The 25353-nt window shown below is 44.8% G+C and carries 27 protein-coding genes and 1 pseudogene; 18 read left to right on the top strand and 10 right to left on the bottom strand.

Annotated features, from left to right (window positions below; all coding sequences use genetic code 11):
* Window positions 1–273, top strand: a pseudogene (locus tag EDD59_RS08280) (hypothetical protein); the annotation flags it as partial.
* A 211-nt stretch (window positions 274–484) separates the two neighbouring features.
* Here the strand turns inward: EDD59_RS08280 and EDD59_RS18085 are convergent.
* Window positions 485–580 carry a putative holin-like toxin gene (locus EDD59_RS18085; protein WP_243117370.1) on the bottom strand — a complete coding sequence of 32 codons (96 nt, stop codon included), beginning with the start codon at window positions 578–580 and terminating at the stop codon, window positions 485–487.
* Window positions 581–767: 187 nt separating this feature from the next.
* Between EDD59_RS18085 and EDD59_RS08285 the strand changes: the two genes are divergently transcribed.
* The gene (locus tag EDD59_RS08285; protein WP_243117371.1) at window positions 768–1364 is read left to right on the top strand and encodes a VanZ family protein; all 597 of its coding nucleotides are present in this window, start codon (window positions 768–770) and stop codon (window positions 1362–1364) included.
* A gap of 120 nt (window positions 1365–1484) precedes the next feature.
* On the opposite strand, the gene proC is transcribed toward EDD59_RS08285, so the two are convergent.
* The 8 genes from proC to EDD59_RS08325 form a co-directional block, all read right to left on the bottom strand.
* Entirely contained in the window at window positions 1485–2282 is a 798-nt protein-coding gene (gene proC, locus EDD59_RS08290) for a pyrroline-5-carboxylate reductase (protein ID WP_132380879.1), read from the bottom strand.
* 195 nt (window positions 2283–2477) lie between these two features.
* Window positions 2478–3221: an L-2-amino-thiazoline-4-carboxylic acid hydrolase gene (locus tag EDD59_RS08295; RefSeq protein ID WP_132380881.1), complete on the bottom strand. Its 744-nt coding sequence runs from the start codon at window positions 3219–3221 to the stop codon at window positions 2478–2480.
* 15 nt (window positions 3222–3236) lie between these two features.
* Window positions 3237–3809, bottom strand: coding sequence for a cob(I)yrinic acid a,c-diamide adenosyltransferase (locus tag EDD59_RS08300; protein ID WP_132380883.1), 573 nt, complete (start codon window positions 3807–3809; stop codon window positions 3237–3239).
* 45 nt (window positions 3810–3854) lie between these two features.
* Complete coding sequence (locus EDD59_RS08305; RefSeq protein WP_132380885.1) at window positions 3855–4184, bottom strand: glycerol dehydratase reactivase beta/small subunit family protein; 330 nt, start codon at window positions 4182–4184, stop codon at window positions 3855–3857.
* Window positions 4181–5998, bottom strand: coding sequence for a diol dehydratase reactivase subunit alpha (locus tag EDD59_RS08310; RefSeq protein ID WP_132380887.1), 1818 nt, complete (start codon window positions 5996–5998; stop codon window positions 4181–4183). Before EDD59_RS08310 ends, EDD59_RS08305 begins: the two co-directional genes overlap by 4 nt.
* Window positions 5995–6387, bottom strand: a complete 393-nt coding sequence (locus tag EDD59_RS08315) for a diol dehydratase small subunit (RefSeq protein ID WP_132380890.1) — start codon at window positions 6385–6387, stop codon at window positions 5995–5997. Before EDD59_RS08315 ends, EDD59_RS08310 begins: the two co-directional genes overlap by 4 nt.
* Complete coding sequence (locus EDD59_RS08320; RefSeq protein ID WP_132380892.1) at window positions 6388–7074, bottom strand: propanediol/glycerol family dehydratase medium subunit; 687 nt, start codon at window positions 7072–7074, stop codon at window positions 6388–6390.
* A gap of 11 nt (window positions 7075–7085) precedes the next feature.
* The gene (locus EDD59_RS08325; protein WP_132380894.1) at window positions 7086–8750 is read right to left on the bottom strand and encodes a propanediol/glycerol family dehydratase large subunit; all 1665 of its coding nucleotides are present in this window, start codon (window positions 8748–8750) and stop codon (window positions 7086–7088) included.
* Window positions 8751–9085: 335 nt separating this feature from the next.
* Between EDD59_RS08325 and EDD59_RS08330 the strand changes: the two genes are divergently transcribed.
* The 3 genes from EDD59_RS08330 to EDD59_RS08340 all read left to right on the top strand — a co-directional run bounded on the left by EDD59_RS08330 (window position 9086) and on the right by EDD59_RS08340 (window position 11886).
* Window positions 9086–10384, top strand: coding sequence for an amidohydrolase (locus EDD59_RS08330; RefSeq protein WP_132380896.1), 1299 nt, complete (start codon window positions 9086–9088; stop codon window positions 10382–10384).
* The gene (locus EDD59_RS08335; protein WP_132380898.1) at window positions 10381–10965 is read left to right on the top strand and encodes a Maf family protein; all 585 of its coding nucleotides are present in this window, start codon (window positions 10381–10383) and stop codon (window positions 10963–10965) included. The genes EDD59_RS08330 and EDD59_RS08335 overlap by 4 nt, the downstream gene beginning before the upstream one ends.
* 87 nt (window positions 10966–11052) lie before the next feature.
* Complete coding sequence (locus tag EDD59_RS08340) at window positions 11053–11886, top strand: DUF2238 domain-containing protein (protein ID WP_207670389.1); 834 nt, start codon at window positions 11053–11055, stop codon at window positions 11884–11886.
* On the opposite strand, the gene EDD59_RS08345 is transcribed toward EDD59_RS08340, so the two are convergent.
* Window positions 11865–12539 carry a hypothetical protein gene (locus EDD59_RS08345; RefSeq protein ID WP_132380902.1) on the bottom strand — a complete coding sequence of 225 codons (675 nt, stop codon included), beginning with the start codon at window positions 12537–12539 and terminating at the stop codon, window positions 11865–11867. The two genes, EDD59_RS08340 and EDD59_RS08345, sit on opposite strands and share 22 nt — an antisense overlap.
* Before the next feature lie 797 nt (window positions 12540–13336).
* Here EDD59_RS08345 and EDD59_RS08350 point away from each other — a divergent pair.
* From EDD59_RS08350 to EDD59_RS08410, 13 genes are all read left to right on the top strand, one after another.
* Complete coding sequence (locus tag EDD59_RS08350; protein WP_132381068.1) at window positions 13337–13999, top strand: F0F1 ATP synthase subunit A; 663 nt, start codon at window positions 13337–13339, stop codon at window positions 13997–13999.
* A 34-nt stretch (window positions 14000–14033) separates the two neighbouring features.
* Window positions 14034–14252: an ATP synthase F0 subunit C gene (gene atpE, locus EDD59_RS08355; protein WP_089983493.1), complete on the top strand. Its 219-nt coding sequence runs from the start codon at window positions 14034–14036 to the stop codon at window positions 14250–14252.
* A 46-nt stretch (window positions 14253–14298) separates the two neighbouring features.
* On the top strand, window positions 14299–14790 hold the full coding sequence (gene atpF, locus EDD59_RS08360; protein WP_330572011.1) for a F0F1 ATP synthase subunit B: 492 nt from the start codon (window positions 14299–14301) through the stop codon (window positions 14788–14790).
* A complete protein-coding gene (gene atpH / locus EDD59_RS08365) occupies window positions 14768–15304 on the top strand; it encodes an ATP synthase F1 subunit delta (RefSeq protein ID WP_132380906.1) in 537 nt (178 codons plus the stop codon). The genes atpF and atpH overlap by 23 nt, the downstream gene beginning before the upstream one ends.
* Window positions 15305–15309: 5 nt before the next feature.
* Complete coding sequence (gene atpA / locus EDD59_RS08370; RefSeq protein ID WP_207670387.1) at window positions 15310–16818, top strand: F0F1 ATP synthase subunit alpha; 1509 nt, start codon at window positions 15310–15312, stop codon at window positions 16816–16818.
* A 1-nt stretch (window position 16819) separates the two neighbouring features.
* Window positions 16820–17710 carry an ATP synthase F1 subunit gamma gene (atpG, locus tag EDD59_RS08375; RefSeq protein WP_132380910.1) on the top strand — a complete coding sequence of 297 codons (891 nt, stop codon included), beginning with the start codon at window positions 16820–16822 and terminating at the stop codon, window positions 17708–17710.
* A 64-nt stretch (window positions 17711–17774) separates the two neighbouring features.
* The gene (atpD, locus tag EDD59_RS08380) at window positions 17775–19172 is read left to right on the top strand and encodes a F0F1 ATP synthase subunit beta (RefSeq protein WP_132380912.1); all 1398 of its coding nucleotides are present in this window, start codon (window positions 17775–17777) and stop codon (window positions 19170–19172) included.
* A gap of 12 nt (window positions 19173–19184) precedes the next feature.
* On the top strand, window positions 19185–19592 hold the full coding sequence (gene atpC, locus EDD59_RS08385; protein ID WP_132381070.1) for an ATP synthase F1 subunit epsilon: 408 nt from the start codon (window positions 19185–19187) through the stop codon (window positions 19590–19592).
* A 138-nt stretch (window positions 19593–19730) separates the two neighbouring features.
* Complete coding sequence (locus EDD59_RS08390) at window positions 19731–21350, top strand: bifunctional diguanylate cyclase/phosphodiesterase (protein ID WP_132380914.1); 1620 nt, start codon at window positions 19731–19733, stop codon at window positions 21348–21350.
* Window positions 21351–21363: 13 nt separating this feature from the next.
* Entirely contained in the window at window positions 21364–21990 is a 627-nt protein-coding gene (locus EDD59_RS08395; protein ID WP_132380916.1) for a 4'-phosphopantetheinyl transferase family protein, read from the top strand.
* The gene (locus EDD59_RS08400; protein ID WP_132380918.1) at window positions 21987–22793 is read left to right on the top strand and encodes a M15 family metallopeptidase; all 807 of its coding nucleotides are present in this window, start codon (window positions 21987–21989) and stop codon (window positions 22791–22793) included. Before EDD59_RS08395 ends, EDD59_RS08400 begins: the two co-directional genes overlap by 4 nt.
* Before the next feature lie 129 nt (window positions 22794–22922).
* On the top strand, window positions 22923–23900 hold the full coding sequence (locus EDD59_RS08405; RefSeq protein ID WP_132380920.1) for a helix-turn-helix domain-containing protein: 978 nt from the start codon (window positions 22923–22925) through the stop codon (window positions 23898–23900).
* Between the two features lie 18 nt (window positions 23901–23918).
* A complete protein-coding gene (locus tag EDD59_RS08410) occupies window positions 23919–25331 on the top strand; it encodes a deoxyguanosinetriphosphate triphosphohydrolase (RefSeq protein WP_132380922.1) in 1413 nt (470 codons plus the stop codon).
* The last annotated feature ends 22 nt before the right edge of the window (window positions 25332–25353 follow it).

Consider the following 25353-nt stretch of genomic DNA (forward strand, 5'->3'; position numbering starts at 1 on the left):
GAGAACCAGTTACACTGGCAGTTGGATTTCACGTTCCAGGATGATAAAAATACAAGCATGGCCAAAACGGGGGCCAAAAATCTGCAGATTATGAAGAAGATAGTAATGTCGATCTTACGGTTGGTAAAAGAAAGCTATAAGATAAGCATGAAAAGGATTCGGTATGAACTCTCCTTGGATTATGAAAATGAAACCGAACGTATGCTCTCCATGTTGGATATAAATAGTATACAGAAAGCATTAGAGTCTACAGGGGGTTCTTCCCTGAAATAAGACAACTCTCTATATTTTTCAAGCAGCACAGTACGGTGCTGCTTGAAATAACAATTTATAAGTTTAACCTGGACTTGGAAACAGAGGTGTTGCGAAGTTCTGGAAGATATGTTATATTATACATATGAAGAGAACAACCGCCCACAAGGGGTTGACTCCCGGAAGCATTTATTATGAACTGCCCTAGCTCGTCAAAGTCTCAGGGCAGTTTTTATTTTCGCTTATTAATCCTATCTATGTAGGTAAGCAGTGCAATCAGGAAAATCCCGAATGATATTATCAAAGAAATAGCCTCTTGTATGTTCATCTGCACCACCTCCCTTCTTCGGTGAAGTCCGGGAGGCAACCACCCTGTACACGGTTGTTCTGTTGGAAGCATAGCATACATTGAACTTGTAATCAATACTATAGAAGTACTAAAACCAAACTTGATTTTGTCTTCTCATAAGTGTATGATAGTAAAATATTTACTTAAGAAAAGGATGTGACATGGGATGCTTAAAAAGCTCATTTTATTTATATTAAAACCTTTATCTTTTCTTCCTGCAATTATTATGATGTATGTGATTTTCAGTTTTTCTGCTCAGTCCGGCATGGATTCCGGAAATTTAAGCTACACTGTGAGCCACAAGCTTGTGGAGGTAGGCAATGAGGTGTTAGATAAGAACCTGGAGGACTGGGAGATTGATGAGGCTGCCCAAAGAATAGAATATCCAGTAAGGAAGGCGGCACATATGACGGAATATTTTGTTCTGGCAGTTACGGTAGCTCTTCCGTTTTATGTGTACGGTCTTCGAGGCTTTGGACTGGTACTGGTTGCCGGCCTGATATGTGTCGGATTTGCCTGCGGAGATGAGTACCATCAGTCCTTTGTGGAGGGACGCGGGCCTTCCATCAAAGATGTAGGGATTGACAGCATTGGTGTCTTTCTCGGGATCATGGTTGTACGTATTTTTTGCTGGACAGCTCTCGCCCCGGCCAGGATAATGGAGCGCGACAAACGGCGTCTAGAAAGAAAAGTACAGCGTGAAAAGCAGAGAGCACGCCAGAGAAGAACGGGCAGAACACACGGCAGGTGGGAAGAATATTAAAATTAGAAGAATATTAGAGCATACTGAGCCAGGCAAAGTAAAAGGGACCGTCTCCTTCTGTATTTTTTCAGAGAAGACGGCCCCGGTTTGTCCATTTTTACAATTTTTTAATTTTACAGTTTACAGTTCCTTTGATTTTTCGGTAGCGGCTTTGATGCAATTCATAACGGAATAACGGAAACCGCCCTTTTCTAAAGCCTCTACACCTTCTATAGTAGTTCCGCCGGGGGAGCTGACCATATCTTTTAATGCCCCGGGATGAATTTTTGTATCTAGTATCATTTTTGATGTTCCAAGACAAGTCTGGGCGGCAAGTTTGTAAGCTGTGTCACGAGGCAGCCCCTGTTTGACGGCTCCGTCAGCCAACGCTTCAATAAACATTGCCGTGTAGGCAGGACCGCCTCCGCTTAGTCCGCATGCAACATCAATTAATTTTTCGGGAAGCCATTCAATAATTCCGATGGAGGAAAATAACTGGCTCATGAGAGTAATTTCCTCCTCATTCAAGGTGTTGTCTGAGCAAAGGACAAACATACCTTCTGAAACTAAGGCGGGAGTGTTGGGCATCACTCTCAATATGCGTACATTTTCATCAATCATGGCTGCAATGCGCTCTGCCCAGAGCCCGGCAACGATGGAAACCAGTACTTTACCTTTCAAATGGCCTTTGCAGCTTTCCAGTGCTTCGGCTGCATTCTGTGGCTTTACTGCTAGAAGTATGATATCGCATTCGTCACACAGCCGGGCATTGCTGTCAGCTGTGCTGATGCCCAGATCCTCTGCCCGCTTCATGGGCCCAGAAAGGATATCGTAAACTGCAAAATCCTCCTTGCTAAAAGCATCTGTACCAATTGCACCGCGCAAAATTGCACTTCCCATATTTCCGTATCCAATAACACCAATCCTCTTTTTTAACATAGCGTTCTCCTTCCTTCATGTATGTATTTTAATTATCGACATGGATGATTTTATACATATGATGATGTTGGGGTCAAAAAGTATTTTGCCCCCTGATACCTACGGATTGCTCCGCATTTTGTGCTCCCGCAATCCTAAAAACATTCGAAATCCGCCCTACTCGGGCTTCTTTCTCATGTTTTGCGGGTCCCAAAGTCATGCTTTTTCATGCAAGCATGAAACGCATGACCTTTTGACCCTGGTATCATATGATTTCTCTAATACGTCCAGATATTCTTTGCCAAATGTATTTGCAAATTCCTGCTTTGCCTTATCAATGGCGGGCCGTGCCTTGTCCCCAAGTTCTTCCAGCAAAGTTTCGGAAATACTATGTAGTAAATGTGCGGTATGAAAGTTGAAGTCTTTCATGCGGGAGGTTCCCAGCTCTTTCTTTTTTTCCTGCAGTTTTATTACATCCTCATCTGTGAGAGGTGCTCCCCAGTCAAATTCACATCTGTCCCCTCCAAAACTCATGCTTTCTGTCAGGTGCGAACAGACGAAATCCGGACGAAATCCTTGGAATACAGCGTTGTCCACATCTACGCAGTAATATTTTCCATATTCCAGAAGGCCATGCTTTTTCCAGGCCTCGCACCATGCACATTTGCTGATGTAGGTTTGAAGTGTGGGCTGTGTCCTGAGCTGCCCGAATGTCATCTGCCCGTCATAATCAGGCTGCCATTCTCCATAGGCCTGGTTTGTCATAACTGTGAGCTCATCACCATTTTTCAAGGCATTCTGAGCCATTCTGGCACCGCGCTCATTCCCATATTTTGTCATGGCCGTTAAAATTGCATCTTTGCCCTCCACATGAAATTGTTTTATAACATTTTTAGATAGCAATGCGAACATAACGGCATGATGTTCAATTTTACAGTGCACATCTTTGTCAGCAGACATATATGTATCATCTCCTTAAATACGTTTGTTAAACGTCTGCATTACATTTTTAATGACTTGCTGCATTATTTCATCGTTTGGCTCGGAGGAAGCTTTATAATCGGCATATCTTGCTGTTTCGTACAGAAAATCGGAGAGTCGGTTGATATATTTCAAGGCTGTGTGATCTGCTCCGTAATTCTGGGCAACTTTATGGAATCTCCGCTCGGCCCTTCTTGCCACGGCCCTTGCCACATCCAGCCGGGCGGATTGTTCGCATCCGCCATACAGGACAAAAAGCTTAGGGCGGGGAAATGAATTCTCCATTCTGTCGATTTCTACTTCCAATACCTGAATCTGTTCATCGGAAACACGATATTCAGGATTCCGGGGATCGGCGATTCCCCCCATGATCAACATCAATTCCCTCTGTATTTTAGAAAGACGCCCCTGAAGCTTGGGCTCTGCAATTACTTTTGCCAGCCCTAAGTGGCTGTTGAGCTCATCGATAGCTCCAAGCAGTTCGATTCTGGCATCGCACTTGGAAACTCTGATTCCGTTCATGAGAGAGGTTTTGCCCTTATCCCCGCCTTTGGTATAGATTTTCATTGTAAAGCCCTCCTTCGCCTAATAGATAAAGGTAAACATAAGTAACTATTTAAACGCCAGTTTCTTAATGGCTCTTGCACTGTTTGCGCCCAGTTTCCTGCACTGTTCTTTAGTAGGATTTTGATAGCTTTGTATATTGCGGCCTTTATTGAGACCACGCATCTGAAGTGCAGCATACTTTCCCTTTATGGCAATTCCAGAACCAAGCATGGAGTCATTGGCTGCATTCCAGGCAAGGTCATCTAAATTGGATGTCTCCATTTCTTTCAGTTCAAAAAATACGCCTTCTTCTTCAATGCCGGCGCATATTTCCGTTAGAGCAGCAGCATCGGGTTCATTTGTATATATAAAAATAGAAGGTTTTTTAATAATCATTGTATCTCTCCTGCATATGAAAGCACAAGTCCGGTTGCCACAGCATTTCGGGGGCCTTCCTGTCCTCGAATGTTTCCCCTGCCGCATACAATACGATAATTGGAAAACTCATCCATGAGCATTTCAGGTATCTCAAAGTCTTCAGCAGATCCTCCGACAAGCACCACATTTGATATGTTTTTCAGGTCATGATCAGGTGCTACTTTTTGAAGGGCACGAAAAGCGTTTGTTACAAATACTTTGCGCTTTGCATCCTGGCGCACTTGTACAATCTTCTCCATGGGGATATCTTCCTCAATGCGGATAAAACCTTCTTCCGCGAGAAGAACAACACGCCCATAAAACCGCGGGTCGATAGATTCGTCCACAAAAGTCATCTGTCCATTTTCCATGCGCATGTGGAAAAGGCTCTCCACTTTTGCAAGGGGATATTTTTTAATCTGTTCCGCCATATGCCGGTCTGACAAGCCCAATTCCGTTTCAATCAGCATGGAGACTAATTCGCCGGCTCCTGCCTGATGTGTCATGATAACCCGTCCCTCTTCGGATATTACAGCTGCATCGGTAGAGCCTCCTCCCATGTCCAAAATGGCAAGGGGGAGCTTTGTGCCCGGAGTGGTGAGCGCACCGAGGCCGGCCATAACCGCCTCAACTCCAGCTACCTTTACGTCTGTGTGGAGCTCTGACTTTAAAATCTCAGCGATTTTCTGCATGGGAAGCTGCTGGGTTTTTACCATAGCTGCAATACCCACTGCTTTTTCCAGACAGGTTTCCCCTGCCAGGGCACCGGAAATTAAAACGGGTGCCATTGTATCGACGGCCAAAATATCTGTGATATGTATATCTGCGTCCGGTATATTATCGACTTCGCTCATGCCCTTTTTGATTCGGTTGAACATGTTGCCGACGTTCGTGTCCGGCTGGCCGCTGAGGTCCCGGATATTCCCGGCATCAGAAACAACCTGCATGATTTTTTCTGCGCCTTCATCCAGGTTAATTGAAGTACTGTTCTCTGCCTCCAGATATATTTCTCCGGCAGGGAGTGCATTTTCACGGACGTTGCCTCCGGGAGTTTTCAGGACAACTGCACTGCGTTTCCCAATCAGACTCTTGGCAATTGGAGTGACTGTGCGTGTCTCTTCTGCATTCAGGTGAAGAAGGGTTGCAATTCCGTAGGGATTGGACAGCATGCGTATGGTCTGCCCGGGCAGTGCAACTTCGATTGCTGCCGGAACTCCATCGGGGAGCTTGTTAATCCGCGCCACCTCATCGATAATAGGTACTTTTTTATGGAGACGGTTTTCTACGAGAACGGCCTCGTCAGCCTGCAGAATCACTCCGGTGATATCCAAGGAATCTGCGGATTGGTTCAGAAGAGCAGCAACCTCCTCGTAGGAAAAGGAGGATGGTGCCGCCACAATATAAGCAGTTCCAGAAACGCCCCGGGAGAGGTTGTCAATAAGCAGAATCTCCCCAACAGCCTGGCCTGCACCGGCGGGAGTGGAAGGGTTGTGCCCAATCATGGATGAATCTGTAATGATCGTCTCTGTCAAAGTTTCCATAGCAGTGTCACCGATGACCGGTGCTGCCTCATTGAGGCGGATCAGGGTGATATCTTCCATGTTCCTGTTTATTTTGCTCATGGCCTGCTTTAAGGCTGTTTTGATGCCGTGGGTATTGGAAAGCGTACCTTTCGTTCCTGTTGTAGGGCAGGAAGAGCTGGTCAGGAAATGAATACTGCCGTTTAAGTCAGCTTCCCCGACACATACTTCAGTAGTAGAATTTCCTATATCAACTCCGGCAATATAAGTCAAAGCAGAACACCTCTCTTTTCATACACTTCTGCGGCTTCCATAACAAGCCGTGCACAGTTTTTGGCGTTATATTTTTCCAAGAGCTCCTGGGCCATCATTACTAACTCCAGTTTGGTGGAGCGGTTGGGGCGGAGCTTGTCGTACATTTTCAAAATCACATCGTCCGGCACATCTACCAGCTCTGCAGCGCGCTCAAAGTTCTTTTCCATAGGGGCATTTCCAGCTTCCTTTGCAACCTGCCCTTGGGCTTTGAGCATTTCTTTTGATATCTTGATATCATCGGGAGCAACATGATTTTTCATGACCTCATCTAGTGTGATGTCAGTTAATTTTTTACCAGTTCTGGATGTGATTTTTTCTTTCTCGTGTTCACCTAATGGATACTGCATTTACTTTCCCTCCCATTCAATAATTCCTACCTCGGGGTCAAGCTGCTCTGTCTCTGCAATATGCATCAGTGCAGCCTTTACCTGATACTTTGGCCGGGTCATGGGATCGTTGGCAGAAGGGATAGGCACGACCTGCTCACCCTTTACATATTTTGCCGCATTCTGTCCGATCCTTCGATAGGTCTCCAGAGTCATCAAAGGTGCCTGGGGAAATAACTCCAGGTTCGAGAGGGGGTACAGATCCCTCTGATGGATAACAGTGGTTCCTTTGGACTGAATTCCGACACCGATGCCGGAGCCTGACAGCTTGGCAGATTCCAGAGCCATAAAGCAGACATCGGAGGTGTCAAGAATTTTAACAACTCTCGGAATCATGCCTTCCTCTTCAATTCCGGCTTTTACATTTTTCAAAACCTCCTCCAGGGGTATGCCGCAGATTGTTTTTTTAATCTCTTTCTGAAATGCGGCGCCGACTCCGATTACAACCTCTTTGGGGTCAGTCCCCTTTTTGGCTTTTGGATAGGAAACGTAGGAAGTTTTTACTTCGTTGATTCTTTCATGCCCTGTCATAGACGGAACCTCAGAAGAGACAGGAGCATCTGCCGGGTTTACCTCGCCACTTTTTGGCGCCATCTGGGCGAGAACCGCATTTGTTATCTGTTTTACTAAATCTTCATTTATCTGCATGTCTTCTCCTCCTATATATCCTGTGGGTTTATAATGTGAGGAATCTTCTTAATCTCTTCCCAGCGCTTTCCCTCCACACGATAGCCGGTTCCGGGGCCCATGTAGTCGTTCGGCGTATTTACTCCGGACATAACGTGGAAATTCTTGTCTAGTATAGCAGATGTCTGCATATAGTCTCCGGCAACACGCTGCTTGAGCATACTCAACACGCTTTCTGCGATATCCTGGAAGCCCGACTCGGCAAGCGCCTTTACTACGTCGATTCCGGTAATGCCCCGTTTCAGCACATCTTCTGCAGCCATCAAGTCTGCTGTGACATCACGGGGAAGGGTATCTTTACTTCCGTGGGCGTAGGTGACAGCCTCTACCTGCTCGTCGGAAACCGGTGATAATCCAAGATATTTGAATACTGCCTGCACGGCTTTTGCGGCTTTTTCCCTGACATGAATGACTTCTTCTTCCGTCACAGGACGAAGGCCCCCGTCCACTTGCATATCTCTCTGTAATACATTATAGTCATCAAAATCTTCGGCATCAAAGTTGGAGCCTGCAAACATATTGTCATAGTTGGGTTCTCCCGCATAGCCGGAGAAAATGAAATCTGTTCCCGGAAGAAACTGGAGCATAGTCCTTGCAGTCCGTCTCATGTCAGAGTTGGAAAAGCTCTGATCATTGGAGGAAGCACATTCTAGCCCCAGAAGTGCAGCCACCAGATTCTCGCTCATGACTTCGCGGATACCTCCCGGCACTGCGCCGGGTACTCCGATACAGCTGACGGAGCCATTCTGAATCCCCTGGCTTCCTGCCCCTTTTGTGGCATAAAGACAGCGGCACTCCAGATAAAGCATGGACTTCTTTTCACTGCTTCCCATCAGAACCTCGGAGCCGGAGCCAGAGGTGAAACGAACCTTCAATCCTCTGGAAGCATAGGCTGAGTTCAAAAATGCCTTGGAGTAAGGGGTGTCATCCCCATCTATAAATACTTTTTCCGTGCCGTATACGGAAAGTGTTTCGGCGTATGTAGTCAGACCTCTGATGCCAAGTTCCAGCTCGGTTGCCTCCTCGGCGGAACATTGTGTCAGTACGCCCGGCCGGCCCACCTGGGAGCCGATTAAAAGTGCCATGGCACTAAGGGGTGCATATCTGGCAACACCCATAGTGGTTTCTTCCTCAGCAAAGCCACGGAGCGCACCTTCTGCAGCATCTGCGGCTATCTGCACCGGATCGTCCTTCAGGTTGGTAATGTGTGCCTGATTACCCGGAGTCCTGCGGGCTCGGATTTTCTGCATCCCCATCATCAGCTCTACAACATTTAAATGGTTCATGACCGCTGTCATCTTGGCAGGAGTGATGCCGCTGACAACCTCCAGGATCTCTTTTCTAGACACATGAATATCCACAATCATACGTGCAATATCCAGGGAAGGAACAGTCATAGACCTTTCGGCCCTTTCAATATTAATTGCATAATCGGCAATAAACTGGTCGATAAAGTCAAAATCTTCTCTCTTTTTGCCGTCCAGCTCTGTAATTCGGCTATTCTCTATTTTAATAGAAGGCTTTGGGTCGTAAGGGCTTGTCATTGCCACAAAACCCATCTCCGGCCATTCATTGATATAACCGTCCAGATTGACAGGACGTTTGTCCAATGTTTCAATACGTTTTGATCTTTTCATCTCTTTCTTCTCCTATCGGATGATAACCCACGATTTACAATAAATTCATTATACAACAACCACAGGAAAATAGCAATGTATTATCGCATAAAACATACAGAAAACCACACGAATAACAAAAGAAACCACAAGAAACAACAGGCGAAGCAATCCTAAAAACATTCGAAATCCGCCCTACTCGGGCTACTTTCTCATGTTTTGCGGGTCCCAAGGTCATACTTTTTCATGCTTGCATGAAAAAGTATGACCTTGGGACCCTGGTATCATGTTATAATATAGAAGAGAAACTTAAGGTGGCAGATACACGATACTTTTAAGAGGGAGGGGGCAGGGAAATGAAAGACAATGCAATATGGGAGACATGGTTCGAGAAAAATAAAGAAGAGATGATAAGGACAGCCGATGATATATTCTGCCATCCGGAATTATCGGAAAAGGAACTATATTCATCCAAATGTCTGGCAGATTTTTTGGCAGAGCGGGGGTTTTCAATCCAGTGGAATATCGCCGGATTTGCTACGTCATTTATTGCCCAGTGGGGGGACGGGAAACCAATTTTGGGGTTTCTGGCAGAATATGATGCACTTCCGGGATTGGGGCAAAAGGCAGTACCTAAACACCATCCCGAGACTGGCCCTGGACATGGATGTGGACACAATCTTCTGGGTACTGCCTGTGCCGGTGCCGCCTGTGCACTGAAAGCTCAGATGGAGAAAGCAGGAACTACAGGGACAATCCGAGTATACGGTTGTCCGGCAGAGGAGATTGTGATTGGAAAAATTCGAATGAACGAGCAGGGTGCATTTGAGGATCTGTCGGCGGCCATCACATGGCACCCCTTTGACAGGAACCGGGTAAGTTATGATATCTGGCTGTCCCAGGATATAAAAAATTACAAATTTTATGGCACCACAGCGCACGCTGCCAAGAATCCTGAGATGGGGCGCAGTGCTCTGGATACTGCGGAGCTGATGAACGTAGGTGTCAATTATTTGCGGGAGCATGTGCCGGATGATGTGCGGATGCATTATGCTTATACCAGCCCAAATGGCCCGGCGAATATTGTGCCGGACTTTGCATCTACAAATTATTTTATCCGTTCCAGTAAGCATGAACGGACGCAGAATGCCTCACGGAGAGTAGATGACTGTGCACGGGGCGCTGCACTGATGACGGGAACCAGAGTTGAAATAGAGCGTGTGACCCAGAACAAAGAGATGAAGGTAAATCGGACTCTGGCTGAAGTGTTCTATGAAGCAATGAAACGAATTCCCCTTCCGGAGCATACCGAAGAAGAACTTGCATTTGCAAAGGAAATCAGTGAACAGGCAGGGCTGCACAATGATGGTGTTTATTTTGCAGGGCTGGAGCCTCTTGAGGATGAGCCTGTAGTATTGCCTATTGGAACAGATGTGTCGGATGTCAGTCATACAGTACCTACAATAATGCTCAGTGCAGCTGCCCTCTGCAAAGGTACTCCATTGCACCATTGGTCGGCGACTGCCCAGGCAGGGATGAGTATCGGGCACAAGGCCATGCTGTATGTGGCAAAGTGCATGGCACTAGGGTCCTGGATGCTGGTTCAACAACCAGAAAAGTTAAAGGAAGCCTGGGAGGACTTTGGAAAAGAATGAAAAAGATTATACTTGCCTCCGGATCCCCCCGCCGAAAAGAGTTGATGGAACAAATTGGACTGAAATTTGAGGTTGCAGTAAGTCATAAAGATGAATATTATAAAAGCGTCCTGCCGGAAGAAATTGTAAAAGAACTTTCTTTAATGAAAGCAGAGAATGTTGCATCAGAACAGGACGCAAGAAATATGATAGTGATTGGCGCAGATACAATTGTGACACTGGATGATAAGATTTTAGGGAAACCAAAAGATGAAAAAGATGCATATTACATGCTGAAGAGTTTACAGGGAAAGGCTCATCAAGTATTTACCGGGGTGGCAATTCTGGACTATGACAGCAACGGGGGGTGTCAGGTCAGCAGCCATGCTGAGGCAACAAAGGTGTATGTGCATAAAATGGAAGATGACGAAATCTGGAGATACATTCACAGCAAAGAACCCATGGATAAGGCAGGAGCATACGGAATCCAGGGAAAGTTTGCAGTCTATATAGATAAAATAGAGGGAGACTACTATAATGTAGTGGGGCTTCCAGTCTCTTACGTGTATCAGAAAGTGAAAAAAGGGGTCAGACCCTTTTGAGCTCCATTTTCAGAATATTCTGGCTTTAATGAGAGGGGATAATAGGTGAAAAAAAGTAAAAAAAGGAATACAAACCGCTTTCGTACTATGTGGAAGGCACTCCAGATGGAGCAGAGGGAACATAGAAGCTCATTTCTGGTTTATTTCATTTTGCGGCTGCTTGTAATTGCCGTCATGATTTTACAGATTTTTAACAGAAATTATGAGAATGTGTTTTTATGCATATTGACATTGCTGCTTCTGATTATCCCAAGTTTTGTGCAGGTTACTATGAGAGTGGAGCTGCCTACCACTCTGGAGATTATTATTCTCGTGTTTATATTTGCAGCGGAAATTCTTGGGGAAATCAGTGAATTTTATCTTATGTATCCATTTTGGGACACAGTCTTGCATACTATCAATGGATTCCTTGCAGCAGCCATAGGTTTTTCGATGGTCGATTTACTGAACCGCAGCGAAAAGATGGTATTTCAGCTTTCGCCGGTGTTTACGGCAATTGTAGCATTCTGCTTTTCTATGACCATCGGTGTAATATGGGAATTCTTTGAATTTGGAATGGACTGTATTTTTGGATACGATATGCAGAAGGACACTGTAATCCAAACCATCAGATCGGTTATGCTTAATCCGGCGGGAAGAAACGTGCCGATGGAAATCGACAACATAACCAGTGTGGTGATTAACGGAAAGGACTTGGGACTTGGCGGCTACCTGGATATTGGCCTGATAGACACAATGAAAGATTTACTGGTAAACTTTATTGGTGCAGCCATATTTTCGATAATAGGATACTTTTATGTAAAAAACAGAGGAAAAGGCAGTGTGGTGAGAAGATTTGTGCCCAGCAAAAAGAAAGAGGGCCGAGATTTCCTGAAAATTGTCCGGGAAGAAAGAACAAATCATGAAGAACAGGAAAAATGAGAAATAAGCATCCAGACACAAAAAAGAATGGAAGCTCCGAAAACCGTAGCTAAAATATAAATTAAAATAGCCAGATTGTTTCCACAATATCTCACAAGAGAAGTGAATCCAATCTGCTGCATCCTGTAGTAAGGATTAATATAAAACATATTGATACTGCCGAAGGCACCAAAAAGGTGATTTATAAGGGAAGCAATAAGGCAGCAAAGAAAATAAATCAAAGTGCCGTCTATAGATTGGCGCCAGCTAAGAATATGGCTGCTGCTTTCTATGATACAAGTGATACCGGCTATTACTCCAACGGTAATAAGCATAATATGCCACAAATAAGAATGCACCGTCAGGCAGAGCGAAGGATACTGGAGTCCGCTGGTATCAGCGAAAACAGCGATTCCCCCCAAGAGTCCATAGCACATCAGAAAAGTAAGAAGGGCATTGCGTGCGCGAAAGTTCCTGATTCGGGGAAGAATCACGAGAACATACATGGGTACACTGCATAGCTGAAAAGGAAAAAACCACCACTGATAAAAACCGCCATTTAAGACAAAGGTCAGATACCATTGCTTCCACACCTCGCTGGCGGCCATTAGAATGCCGCAGCCAAGGAAAAAGCTGTTGAATTTGTAAGAAGTATTCATTCTAAATTTATTCATAGTAAACCCTCTCGTATAATATTAAGATACCTACGGATTGCTTCGCACTTTGTGCTCCCGCAATCCTAAAAACATTCGAAATCCGCCCTACTCGGGCTACTTTCTCATGTTTTGCGGATCCCAAGGTCATGCTTTTTCATGCAAGCATGAAAAGCATGGCCTTTTGACCCTGGTATCATTTAATAGTATACTCCAGATATGCAGAGTTTTGTATTTTATATAGAAATATGGGCAATATGATGGGTAAAATAACGAAAAACACTGCTCTTTACGTGTGGTGTGTGGATTCAATTGTTACTTTTGCTCCCCTGAAAGATTTAGAATTAAAAATTAAGATTAAATTTTTATGAAAATTGATAAAAATTGCTTTAAATCGCATAAAAGTTGGATAAAAAATGTTGCCTTTATGTATGTAAAAAATGTCGCTTTTTATCGTTGACAAGCTAAAAGTTTGGGTGTAAACTTTAGGCAACTTTTGGGGATATTACACCTTAAAAGGGGGCACGGGGATGGAATTTCGAGAGCGAAATTTCCTTTTTTATTTCCGCGAGCAATGAGCCAAGCGGAAATGCTTGCATTTCCATTTGGCGACTGCCGCGAGGGTCAAAGACCCCGCAGCTTGCTGCGGGGTCTTTGGCTTATACAGTAAATTATGAAGAAATGCCCTTTCCCGATGCAGGCTTTCTTGGACGGCAGAGGTTCAGAAAGCAAATCTTATTGGATATTAACAATCTGATAGGGAAATAAATATGAAAAGAAAGGGAGGGAGCAATACGGAAAGTTTAACAAAGAACTTGTTGGAAGAGTTGAACGTGGAAACTGTGTTTACGATTCCTGTCTTTGGTGGGATTGATGTGTCGGAGTCAGTAGTCGTCACCTGGATTATCATGGCAGTCGTGATTCTGCTTTCCATCATTTTTGTCCGGAATCTTCGTGTTGAGAACCCCGGGAAGAAGCAGCTTGTGCTGGAATCCGCAATTGGCTGGATACAGGATTTCTTTGTAGATGTTATGGGCAAGGAAAATAAGCGCTATGTCCCGTATTTGATTACTGTGATTCTCTATCTGGGCATTTCCAATATTATAGGTCTATTTGGTTTTAAGCCGCCCACAAAGGATCTAAATGTAACGGCAGCACTGGCTATTATGAGTATGTTCCTAATTGAATATTCAGGAATACACAGAAATGGCCTGAAGCATTGGGTCAAACATTTTGCGGAGCCGGTACCCGTTGTGGCGCCTATTCTCATTTTGGAGATTATAATCCGCCCGTTGTCTCTTTGCATGCGGCTGTTTGGCAACGTACTGGGAGCCTTTGTTATTATGGAGCTCTTGAAGCTGGTCGCACCGGTGCTGATACCCATACCATTTAGTTTTTATTTTGATATATTTGACGGATTTTTACAGGCCTATGTATTTGTGTTCCTGACGGCATTATTTATGAACGAGGAACAAGAATAAAAAATTAAAAAACAGTATAAAGGAGATTAATATTATGACAATCGCAATTGGAGCAGCTATAGCAGTTTTAACAGGTGTTGGAGCAGGTATTGGAATTGGCCTTGCAACAGGAAAGGCAGTGGATGCAATCGCAAGGCAGCCGGAGGCAGAGGGCAAGATTAGTAAGAACCTTATTCTGGGGTGTGCACTGGCCGAGGCGACAGCTATTTACGGTTTTATTATTGGTTTGCTGATTATATTACTTTTGAAATAATAACAGTTACTTAGAAAGGCAGGTGGGACAGGTGTTACAATTAAGTGTGAGCAACCTTCTCTTTACCATTATAAACCTTGTTGTTTTCTATCTTCTGTTGAAAAAGTTTTTAATCAAACCGGTCACTAATATCATGGAAAAACGTGAAAAAATGATTGCTGATGGCTTGAATAACGCCAGTGCTGCTCAGGAAGAGGCTGCACAGATGAAGCAGGAATATACAGCAGCCCTGGCAGGAGCCAAGGAAGAATCCGTCAAGATTGTGGAAAAAGCACAGACACAGGCGAAAGCCGAGTATGACAGGATTGTGGCTGAGGCTGATGAAAAAGCCGGAAGCTTGCTGGATTCTGCTAAATCTAATATTCAATTAGAACAGGAGCAGACAAAGAAAGCGCTGCAGTCAGAAATTGCAGGCCTTGCTATGGCGGCGGCCACAAAGATTGTAAGCGAAAAGACAGAGAATCAAGGAAATCAGGGAATCTATAATCAATTTCTGGAAGAAGTAGGTGACGCTCATGAAGACCCAGACAACGACTAATCATTTGTACTGCCCGCAGGCGGCAGTGAGATATGCGCGTGTGCTGTATGAGCTGAAGATTCCAGAGGAAGCCGTACAAAAAACCAGGGAAATTTTTGCCGAGGTTCCTCAGCTTCATGATGCTCTTATAAACCCGACGATCCGGGAAGAACAGAAGCTGAAGGTGATAGATAAGACATTCCCTGAAGAGATCAGGAATTTCCTGAAAGTGACCTGCAAGTATCAGAGAATTAACCTTCTCATGGATATTTTTACGGCGTATGACAGATACTGCGATGAACAGAAGCAGATTCTGAAAGCGGTACTGACTTGTGTAGAACCTCCAAGCGAGGTACAGTTAAAACAAATGCAGGCGTTCCTCTGCAAAAAATATGATGTCCGCAGCGCAGATATTGAAATCAGGGAAGATAAGGAGCTGCTCGGCGGCTTTGTGTTATATGCAAATAGTGACGAGTACGACTGGAGTCTAAAAGGACGCTTGAATCGATTAGAAGAAAAATTGACCTGGAGGTGAACAAGGTGAGTTCAATCAATTCAGATGAAATTATTTCTATTCTGAAGAACGAAATAGAAAATTTTGATGCAATCAGCAAGAACAGTGAAGTTGGAACTGTCATCTCAGTAGGCGACGGTATTGCCACTGTTTACGGGATTGATCACGCCATGTATGGGGAAATTGTGACTTTTGAAAATGGACTGAAGGGAATGGTACAGGATATCCGCAAGGATTCTGTGGGATGTATCCTTTTTGGCCATGAGACAGGAATTAAGGAAGGCACAAAAGTAAGCCGTACAAAGAAAAAAGCCGGCGTTCCGGTTGGAGATAAGTATATAGGAAGAGTTGTGAACTCTCTGGGTGCGCCCATTGACGGGAAAGGTGAAATCCCTGCAGATGATTACCGGCCGATTGAAGAGGAGGCCCCGGGCATCGTCGACCGCAAATCAGTTTCCGTGCCTCTTGAAACAGGTATTTTGTCTATTGATTCTATGTTTCCCATAGGACGCGGACAAAGGGAGCTGATTATTGGGGACAGGCAGACAGGCAAGACGTCTATAACGTTGGACGCGATTATCAATCAAAAAGGTAAAGATGTAATATGCATCTATGTTGCAATCGGACAGAAGGCTTCTACAGTGGCAAAGGTGGTAAATACTTTGTCGGTAAATGGCGCAATGGACTATACCATAGTGGTTTCCTCCACCGCAAGTGACTGTGCACCGCTCCAATATATTGCACCTTATGCGGGAACAGCATTGGCAGAACACTTTATGTATCAGGGAAAAGATGTACTGATTGTATATGATGATTTGTCCAAACACGCGGTTGCCTACCGTGCATTGTCCCTGCTTCTGGGAAGGTCACCGGGACGTGAAGCTTATCCCGGAGATGTATTTTATCTGCACTCCAGGCTTTTGGAGCGCTCCAGCCGCTTAAGTGAGGCCAAAGGAGGCGGCTCTATTACAGCGCTGCCTATTATTGAGACACAGGCAGGCGACGTATCTGCATATATTCCTACGAATGTTATTTCCATTACAGACGGCCAGATATTCCTGGAGAGTGACTTGTTCTTTTCCGGCATGAGGCCGGCGGTCAATGTGGGATTGTCTGTATCCCGTGTAGGTGGTGCGGCCCAGACAAAAGCTATGAAGAAGGCAGCGGGAAGTATTCGTATTGATCTGGCCCAGTACCGTGAGATGGAAGTGTTTACGCAGTTCAGCTCGGATTTGGATGCGGCAACAAAAGAACAGCTGCAATATGGCGGTGGGCTGATGGAACTCCTCAAACAGCCATTAAGTCATCCTTTGAGTATGCATGAGCAGGTGATTACCCTCTGTGCGGCGACTCATAAGATATTCTCAGATGTTGAAAAGAAAAAGGTAAAACAGTGCCAGATGGATATGCTGCATTATTTTGACACAGACCATCCGGAGATTGGAAAAGAGATTGAAGATAAAAAGGTTCTTACTGATAAACTGACAGAAAAGATTGTGGAGACGGCGAAGGAATTTAAGAAGAGCAGGTGTTAGTATGGCAAATATTAAAGAAATTCAGACTCGTATAAACAGTGTCAAGGACACGATGAAGATTACAAATGCGATGTATATGATTGCCTCCTCCAAGGTGAAACAGGCAAAGAAGAAGCTAACAGATACTGAGCCATATTTTTATGGAATGCAGGGGGAAATTGCCAGAATCCTGCGCCATGTGCCTGAGCTGGAGCATTCTCACTTTGATGCCCGTGAGGATATACCGCCTGATGAGCGGAAGATAGGCTCTATTGTTGTTACAGCCGATAAGGGACTTGCCGGCGCATATAACCATAATATCATCAAGCTGGAAGAAGAACTGCTAAAACAGCCGGGGATACACAAATTATTTATTGTCGGTGAGCTGGGACGTCATTATTTTTCTAAAAGAGACGTGGAGATAGCATCACAGTTCCAGTACACGGTTCAGAAACCCACAATGCACCGGGCCAGAAATATATCCTCTGTAATCCTGGAGCAGTTTCAGGCGGGCGAATTAGATGAAGTCTATATTCTCTATACCCGTATGGAGAACTCTATGCTGGTTGAGGCTGAAAAAGTAAAACTTCTGCCTTTGGAGCGGGAATCCTTTAATCCCGGGACTTTACCGTTGAATATGTACAGAGAAGAAATCGTGTTTTATCCGTCTGCCAAAAGTGTCATGGACATTATAGTGCCGCATTATGTGAGCGGTATGATATACGGCTGCTTGGTAGAGGCTTACGCCAGCGAGCATAATGCCCGCATGACAGCCATGAAATCAGCGACAGACAGCGCGGAGAGCATTATAAAGGAGCTATCTATTCAATACAATCGAGCAAGACAGGCTGCAATCACACAGGAAATAACAGAGGTTTGCAGTGGTGCAAATGCACAGAAGCGGAAAAAGTAAAACAATTCTGAAAATGGAGTGCAAAAGGGACAGTCCCCTTTGCAGTAAGGAAGTGAGAACTGATATGAATAAAGGACGAATTGTACAGGTTATGGGACCTGTCATTGACGTAGTGTTTGAGGACGGCAATCTTCCTTTTATTAAAGATGCACTGGAAGTTGAAAATAACGGAAAGAAATGTATTATGGAGGTTGCCCAGCACCTGGGAAATAATGAGGTGCGCTGCCTGATGCTTGCTGCCAGTGAAGGGCTGCATAAGGATATGGAAGTGACTGCTACCGGAGCAGGAATTAAAGTACCGGTCGGAGATCAGACACTGGGCAGATTATTTAATGTTTTAGGAGAGACTATTGATGACAAAGAGGCGCTGGCAGAGGGAGAAAAGTGGGTAATCCACAGGGATCCCCCCAGCTTCGAGGACCAGAGTCCGGTAGTTGAAATACTGGAGACAGGGATTAAGGTCATTGACCTGCTTGCTCCGTATGCCAAGGGCGGTAAAATTGGTTTGTTCGGCGGTGCCGGAGTCGGCAAAACTGTGTTGATTCAGGAACTGATCCGCAATATTGCCACAGAGCACGGGGGATATTCTATATTCACCGGAGTCGGGGAGCGTTCCCGTGAGGGAAATGACTTGTGGACAGAGATGGGGGAATCAGGAGTGCTGGCAAAGACAGCCCTGGTGTTTGGACAGATGAATGAGCCCCCCGGAGCGCGTATGCGTGTGGCAGAGACAGGACTGACTATGGCAGAATATTTTAGAGATGTGGAGCATCAGGATGTGCTTCTGTTCATCGATAATATTTTCCGTTTTACCCAGGCAGGCTCTGAGGTATCGGCACTCCTTGGACGTATGCCTTCCGCCGTAGGTTACCAGCCCACACTAGCCACCGAAATGGGCGAACTGCAGGAGCGTATTGCATCTACAAAAAATGGCTCCGTTACATCTGTACAGGCTGTGTATGTACCGGCCGATGACCTGACGGACCCTGCGCCGGCAACGACATTTGCCCATTTGGATGCCACAACTGTGTTGTCCAGAAAGATTGTAGAGCAGGGAATTTACCCGGCAGTAGATCCGCTGGAATCCAACTCCCGTATTCTAGAGGCAGACATTGTGGGTGAGGAGCACTATGAAATAGCAAACCAGGTAACAGAGATTCTGCAGAAATATAAGGAACTGCAGGATATTATAGCAATTCTCGGTATGGAAGAGTTGTCAGATGAAGATAAGGCAGTTGTTCTCCGTGCAAGAAAAATTCAGAGATTTTTATCCCAGCCATTCTTTGTTGCGGAAACCTTCACTGGCACTCCGGGAAAATATGTGCCGCTGAAAGAAACAATACGTGGTTTTAAAATGATTATCGATGGAGAAATGGATGAGTATCCAGAGTCAGCTTTCTTTAATGTGGGAACAATCGATGATGTCATCGAAAAAGCGAAGGCAGAGAGTGCCGCAGAATAGAGGTGTATGCATATGGATACATTTGGGCTGAAAATAATAGCAAGCGATAAAATCTTCTATGAAGGGCGCTGCAGAAAATTGATTTTGCCTGCCCCCGATGGGGAAATAGGGATTCTTGCAAACCACGAGAATGCGGTGATTGCCCTGGGCGTCGGCGATGCACGGCTGGAGCATGAAGAGGGTCAGTGGGTAGAAATTGCGTTGGGCGAAGGTTTTGCCGAAATTGTAAATAACCGTGTCACTATCCTGGTGGATACTGCCGAACGTCCGGATGAAATTGACGTACACAGAGCTGAGGAAGCGAAAGAACGTGCAGAAGAACGTCTGAGACAGAAACAAAGCACCCAGGAGTACTACCAGACACAGGCCGCATTGGCACGGGCAATGAACCGTCTGAGAATATCTCAGAGAAAGAAATAGATGCATGTTTTTAAAAAGAAACAGCGCCGTAACGGCCGGGCTGCCCGGCAGATCATATTGCGGTGCTGTTTTTGCGTCTTGCAATTTAAATAAGATTATACTACAATAAACCTATCAAAACTCAGGAGAGAGAAGTTCATGGGAGAAAAATATCGACAACGTTCAATCATAGAAATTATGAATGAAATATTGAGTACAATACGCGATTACTATGATTCTGAATATGTTTATTATATAGAAAAAGATGATGAGGACATCCTCACCATTTATGAGTGGTGCGCAGAAAATGTACCGTGGCAGAGAGACCGTCTTAAGATGCTGGATGCGGACCAGCTGCCAAAGTGGATAAAACAGGAGATTACTGATACGAGGGAAGAGGATTATAGCATATTCAGCCCCTTAAGTGACGGCGAGGTGGCTATACTGGCCGCAGTGGGTGTACACAGAGGGGGATGTGATCTTTCTCTTATGCGTGCTGTTATCCCATATATTTCACAGTCTATTGCGCTGCAGAAAGTACAAAAGCAGCAGGAATATCTGAGTTATCATGATGATCTGACGGGACTGCTCAACAGAAACAGCTTTGTAGCATATCTGTCAGACTCCGAACAAGACAAGCTTAAATCTGTAGGAGTTGTATCGCTGGATATTAACGGTCTGAAGGATTTTAATAAAGAGTTTGGGCGTGAGTATGGGGACGAAGTGGTGATCCGTGTCGGAGAAGTTCTGGAAGAATACTTCAGAGGTGCCATGGTATTTAGGATGACCGGCGATGAATATCAGGTAATCATGGAAAATGTATCATACGAAGACTTTATGAAGAATGTCCACGGAGTCCATAAGAAGCTGGATAACATTAGTCTTGGGCTTGTCTCTATGGGATATGCCTGGGAGAAGGTGGATATCAATGTAGGCAGGCTTGCAGGACGGGCCGAGAATATGATGCAGGAGGAAAAACAGAAGTATTATAAGCATCTGAAAAAAGGGCATCATGAACCGATTATCAAGGAAGATTTGCTGGAGGATATCAGACAGGGGAATTTTATTGTATGTTTCGTCCCCAAAATGGATGTCACAACAGAAGAGGTAGTCGGAGCCGAGGCTATTGTACGTTATCACCATAAAGACTTGGGGATTATGAATCCGGGAAAATATATTACTCTCTTAGAAGAGACCAAACTGTCACATTATCTGGACATGTATGTATTTGAGCAGGTCTGCAAAACCTTAAGACACTGGGAGACGGAGGACATGCCTATGCTTCCGGTTTCTGTTAATTTTTCAGAGACAACGCTGGTGCAGGAGGGAATCATTGAGAAAATGATGTCTCTTGTAGAAGAATACCATGTTTCTTGTGAATATCTTGAAGTGGAGCTTTCTGAGTCATATGTATCCATGAGTCAGGGCATGCTGGCCGAGACAAGTGACAAGATCAGAAAAGGGAATATCCGTGTTACGTTAGACCATTTTGGTGCAAAGGATTCTAGCTTTTCGATTCTCTCTATGATGGAATTTGATGGTTTGAAACTCGACCGCAGCCTTATCACCAATATAGTGGGAAACAAACGGAGTCAGATTACGGCAAGAGCTGTTATTGATATGTGCAGGCAGCTTGGCGTCCATGTAACTGCTGCAGGAGTAGAGACACAGGATCAGTTAAATGTAGTGAAAGAACTTGGCTGCGATTATGCACAGGGAACTTTGTTCAATAAACCAATTACAATAGATACTTTTGAAGTACGCTATATGAAAGGTTAAAGGCAGCTTATCTATGATAAGAACTTGGATTTTAGATATTCGTCCGCTGTATGAAGCAGACAAATATCAGGCATGCTATAATGCCCTTCCGGCATTTAGGAAGGAAAAGGCCGACAGACTTCAGTCCCGAAGAGGAAAGGCACAGAGCACAGGTGCCTGGATATTGTTGGACAGAATACGAAAAGAATATGGAATTGCAGAGGAGGCAGCATTTAATCTCTCACACTCGGGGGATTACGTGCTGTGTTCTATTGATATGGACTGTGGAAATAAAACCCAGGTGGGCTGTGATATAGAAGCGGTGAAAAGGGCAAAACTAAAGATTGCGAGACGGTTCTTCTGCCCCTCGGAATATGACACGATTTTGAGAGAGCACAACAAAGAATCGCAGAATGATATGTTTTACCGGCTATGGGTACTCAAAGAAAGCTTTATGAAGGCAACCCTCCAGGGAATGGCTATGGACACAAAAAGCTTCGAGATTCAGATGACAGATCCGCCAATCCTTTTAAAAAAGCCGGACTGTTATCCGCAAAGATACTATTACCGGGAATATGATGCCGGAATACCTTATAAGATAGCGGTTTGTTCCACTGATAAAGAAATAGATTCAAGGATACGGATGGAGTTGAAGTTATGAATGTAAAGTTTACCAAAAGGATGAAAAAGGTATTGATTCTGGGAATAGTATGCGGCACAGTGCTGGGAACGGTGATTACTTTCGCTGCGGCAAGAAGAGCGGTTGACAAAAAGAAAACCGTTATGGCCGAGACAGAAAAGAAATGGCAGGCGGAGAATAAAAGACTCCAATCTCAGATTCAGACAGAGTCAGAAGTGGGAAAGTCAGTGGAGGCAGCTGCGAGCCTTTCGGAGAAACAGCCGGATGACTGGGCTCTTGTACTGGTGAATGACTGTCATCCCCTGGACACAAAGTATGTTCCGGAGCTCACGGAGATTACCTCGGAGAATTCCGTGGATGCCAGAATCGCTGAGGATACAAAAAAGATGCTCTCAGATGCAAAGGGTGCAGGGCTTAATGTTCATATTTTGTCTGCATACCGTTCTTATGACGATCAGACGGCAGTGTTTAACGATACAATGCAGGATTGGGTCAATCAGGGAGAGAGCTATCTGGATGCCTACAATGAAACGAAAAAATCTGTAGCAGTGCCGGGATACAGTGAACATGCGTTGGGGCTGGCTCTGGATATTACCTCTGAGGATTATCAGGGCCTGGATGAAAAGCAGGCAGATACGCCTGAAACAAAGTGGTTGATGAAGAATTGCTATAAGTATGGATTTATTCTGCGGTATCCTTCAGAAAAAATGGAAACCACAGGCATTACCTATGAACCATGGCACTACCGCTATGTAGGAAAAGACGCGGCAAAAGAGATTACAGAAAAAGGAATCACCCTGGAAGAATACCTTGGTGTAAAATAGAACGGCTGCAATCTTGACGTGTTTTCATGCATTTGTTAAAATGAAAAAAGGGGAAAAAGATAGGTTTATGAGGAAACTATATTGTTTCTAACCACCGGTTATAAGTTCGTTTTAATAAGGAGGAAAATAATGGAAGATCTTACGTTTGGAGAACAAGTCAAAATTATTCTTGGCCGCAAAGGCATGACTATCAAAGAACTTGCAGAGACAATTGAGAAACGTACCGGACAGAAGATGTCAAGGCAAAATCTGACACAGCGTCTGGGAAGAGATAATTTTCAGGAACAGGACATGCGCAAAATTGCAGAGATTCTGGGATGCCCGTTTCACTTAAGTATTCTATCAGGTGATATCCCGGAGGTCAAAGAGGATGAGTCCGCAGAAACTGAAAAATCTGTTGATATTGTAAAATCCATAGAATCAGTAAATTCCGCAGAACCGGCAAACTTTGTGAAAGAGCTGGAAGGGCAGACGCTGGAAGAGCGGGATATGACGATTGGCGAACTTTATAAGATTCATGAGGGACTATCCCAGCTGGAAGAGAATATTCAGGAAGGTAAGCCAATTGAAAACATTAAAGAAGAGCTGCAGAAGACCGAAGCTTCAGTTATAGGCACACAGAAGAAGCCCGGGGAAGAAAAGAAGGGACTCTTCCGCACCGGTGCAATTTTCCTCAGGAAGAAAGGCGATTCTGCAGAAGAGGTGAAGGACTCTGCGGCTGAGTTAGGTCTGGCGGGTGAGCCGAAGCCGGCGGATGAGCCTGCAGCCGGGACGGAAAATGTGGCTGAGCCGGAGATTTCGGATGCACAGGGATTGGATATATCGGAAGGCGAGGTGCCTGTTTCGGAGCCGGATGATTTTGAGCCGGTTATCAGGCATGACGATGCCGAGGAGGACAGGGAGCTGGGTGATGTAAATCCATATACAGGCCGGGAATATCAATCTAACAGTGTCCGCATGCATCCCACCAGAATAGGATATGTTCAAGTGTATGACCGGGCTACTCACAAATGGACGGATATGACAGAGTGGGCTTTTCTGGGTTATCAGGAGCGGAAGAAAGCTCTGCTTGGCAAAGAATATGAACCGCCGATTTATCTTGACTAGTTTAAGGAAAGGCAAATTATGGAGTGGAGTACATTACTCTGCACCGAGCGCATGCGGAGCGGTGCAGGAAACCGGAGAATAAAGACAACAGATTTGAGAAGCGAGTTTGAAAAGGATTACCATCGTATCATCGGCAGCGCCTCTTTTAGGCGCCTGCAGGATAAAACTCAGGTATTTCCTCTGGATAAGAGTGATTTTATCAGAACCAGGCTTACCCATTCACTCGAAGTCTCTTCATTGGGAAAGTCTCTCGGACAGAATATAGGAGAAAACATTATTAACTGCAGAAAAGACCCTGGTTTTACTCCTAAGATGAAAGAGGACATCTGTCATATACTTCAGTGTGCAGGACTGATTCATGATATTGGAAACCCTCCCTTTGGGCATTTTGGAGAAAATGCAATCAGGGAATGGTTTATAAAAAATCTGCCATGTATGACTTACCAAGATGAGCCCGTAGAGAGGATGCTGACACCCCAGATGAAGGCAGATTTCTACCATTTTGAGGGAAATGCTCAGGCACTGCGGCTGGTGACAAAACTACATTATCTTGTGGACGAGTACGGTATGAACCTGACTTATGCACTTTTGAACACGATTGTAAAATATCCGGTTCCTTCTACAAAAATTAGCATACATTCAGGAAATATCAAAGAGAAGAAAATGGGCTATTATTATGCCGATCAGGATATATTTGAAGCAGTTTCTACAGCAACCGGTGCAAAAAACAACCGCCATCCATTGACTTACATTCTGGAGGCGGCAGATGACCTGGCCTATAAAACTGCGGATATTGAAGACGCATTTGTGAAAGGATTCCTTTCATTCCATGAGCTGAGCCGGGAACTGGAAAAGCTGCAGAAGGAGAATCCGGAGGCGGACTTTCAGACATTGGACAAGTTGAAATCTTTGTATGAACGAGGAATAGAGAAAAAAGTGAGCCACCCGGAATCTTATGCAGTTAAGAACTGGATTGTGCGGATACAAGGATATCTCATCAGCTGCGCGACCTTTGGATTTACATCCCACTATGAGGAGATTATGGCGGGAACTTTTAAGCATGATTTATTTTATGGGAGTTTTGGCGGCAGGCTTATGGACTTGCTGGGCGATATTGCATACCGTTATGTATTTACTTCCACAGCAATATATAAGATGGAAGTTACGGAATCTGTGATACTGGACTTTCTCATGGACAAGATGGTACATGCGGTACTGTACTACGATACAGATGAGATGTTGGATCCCATTGACAGCAGGGTGGTGTCGTTTATCTCTGATAACTACAAAAATGCATATAAGCATCAGGCAGAGGGGAAGAGCGAGGCAGAAAAATTATATCTCCGCCTGCTGCTTGTGACGGATTACGTGTGCGGCATGACAGACAGCTATGCCAAACGCCTGTATCAGGAAATGAATGGGTTGATTTAAAAAATGAATGGGTTGATAAAAA

The sequence above is a fragment of the Muricomes intestini genome, assembly GCF_004346165.1.
GTDB lineage: Bacteria > Bacillota > Clostridia > Lachnospirales > Lachnospiraceae > Muricomes > Muricomes intestini.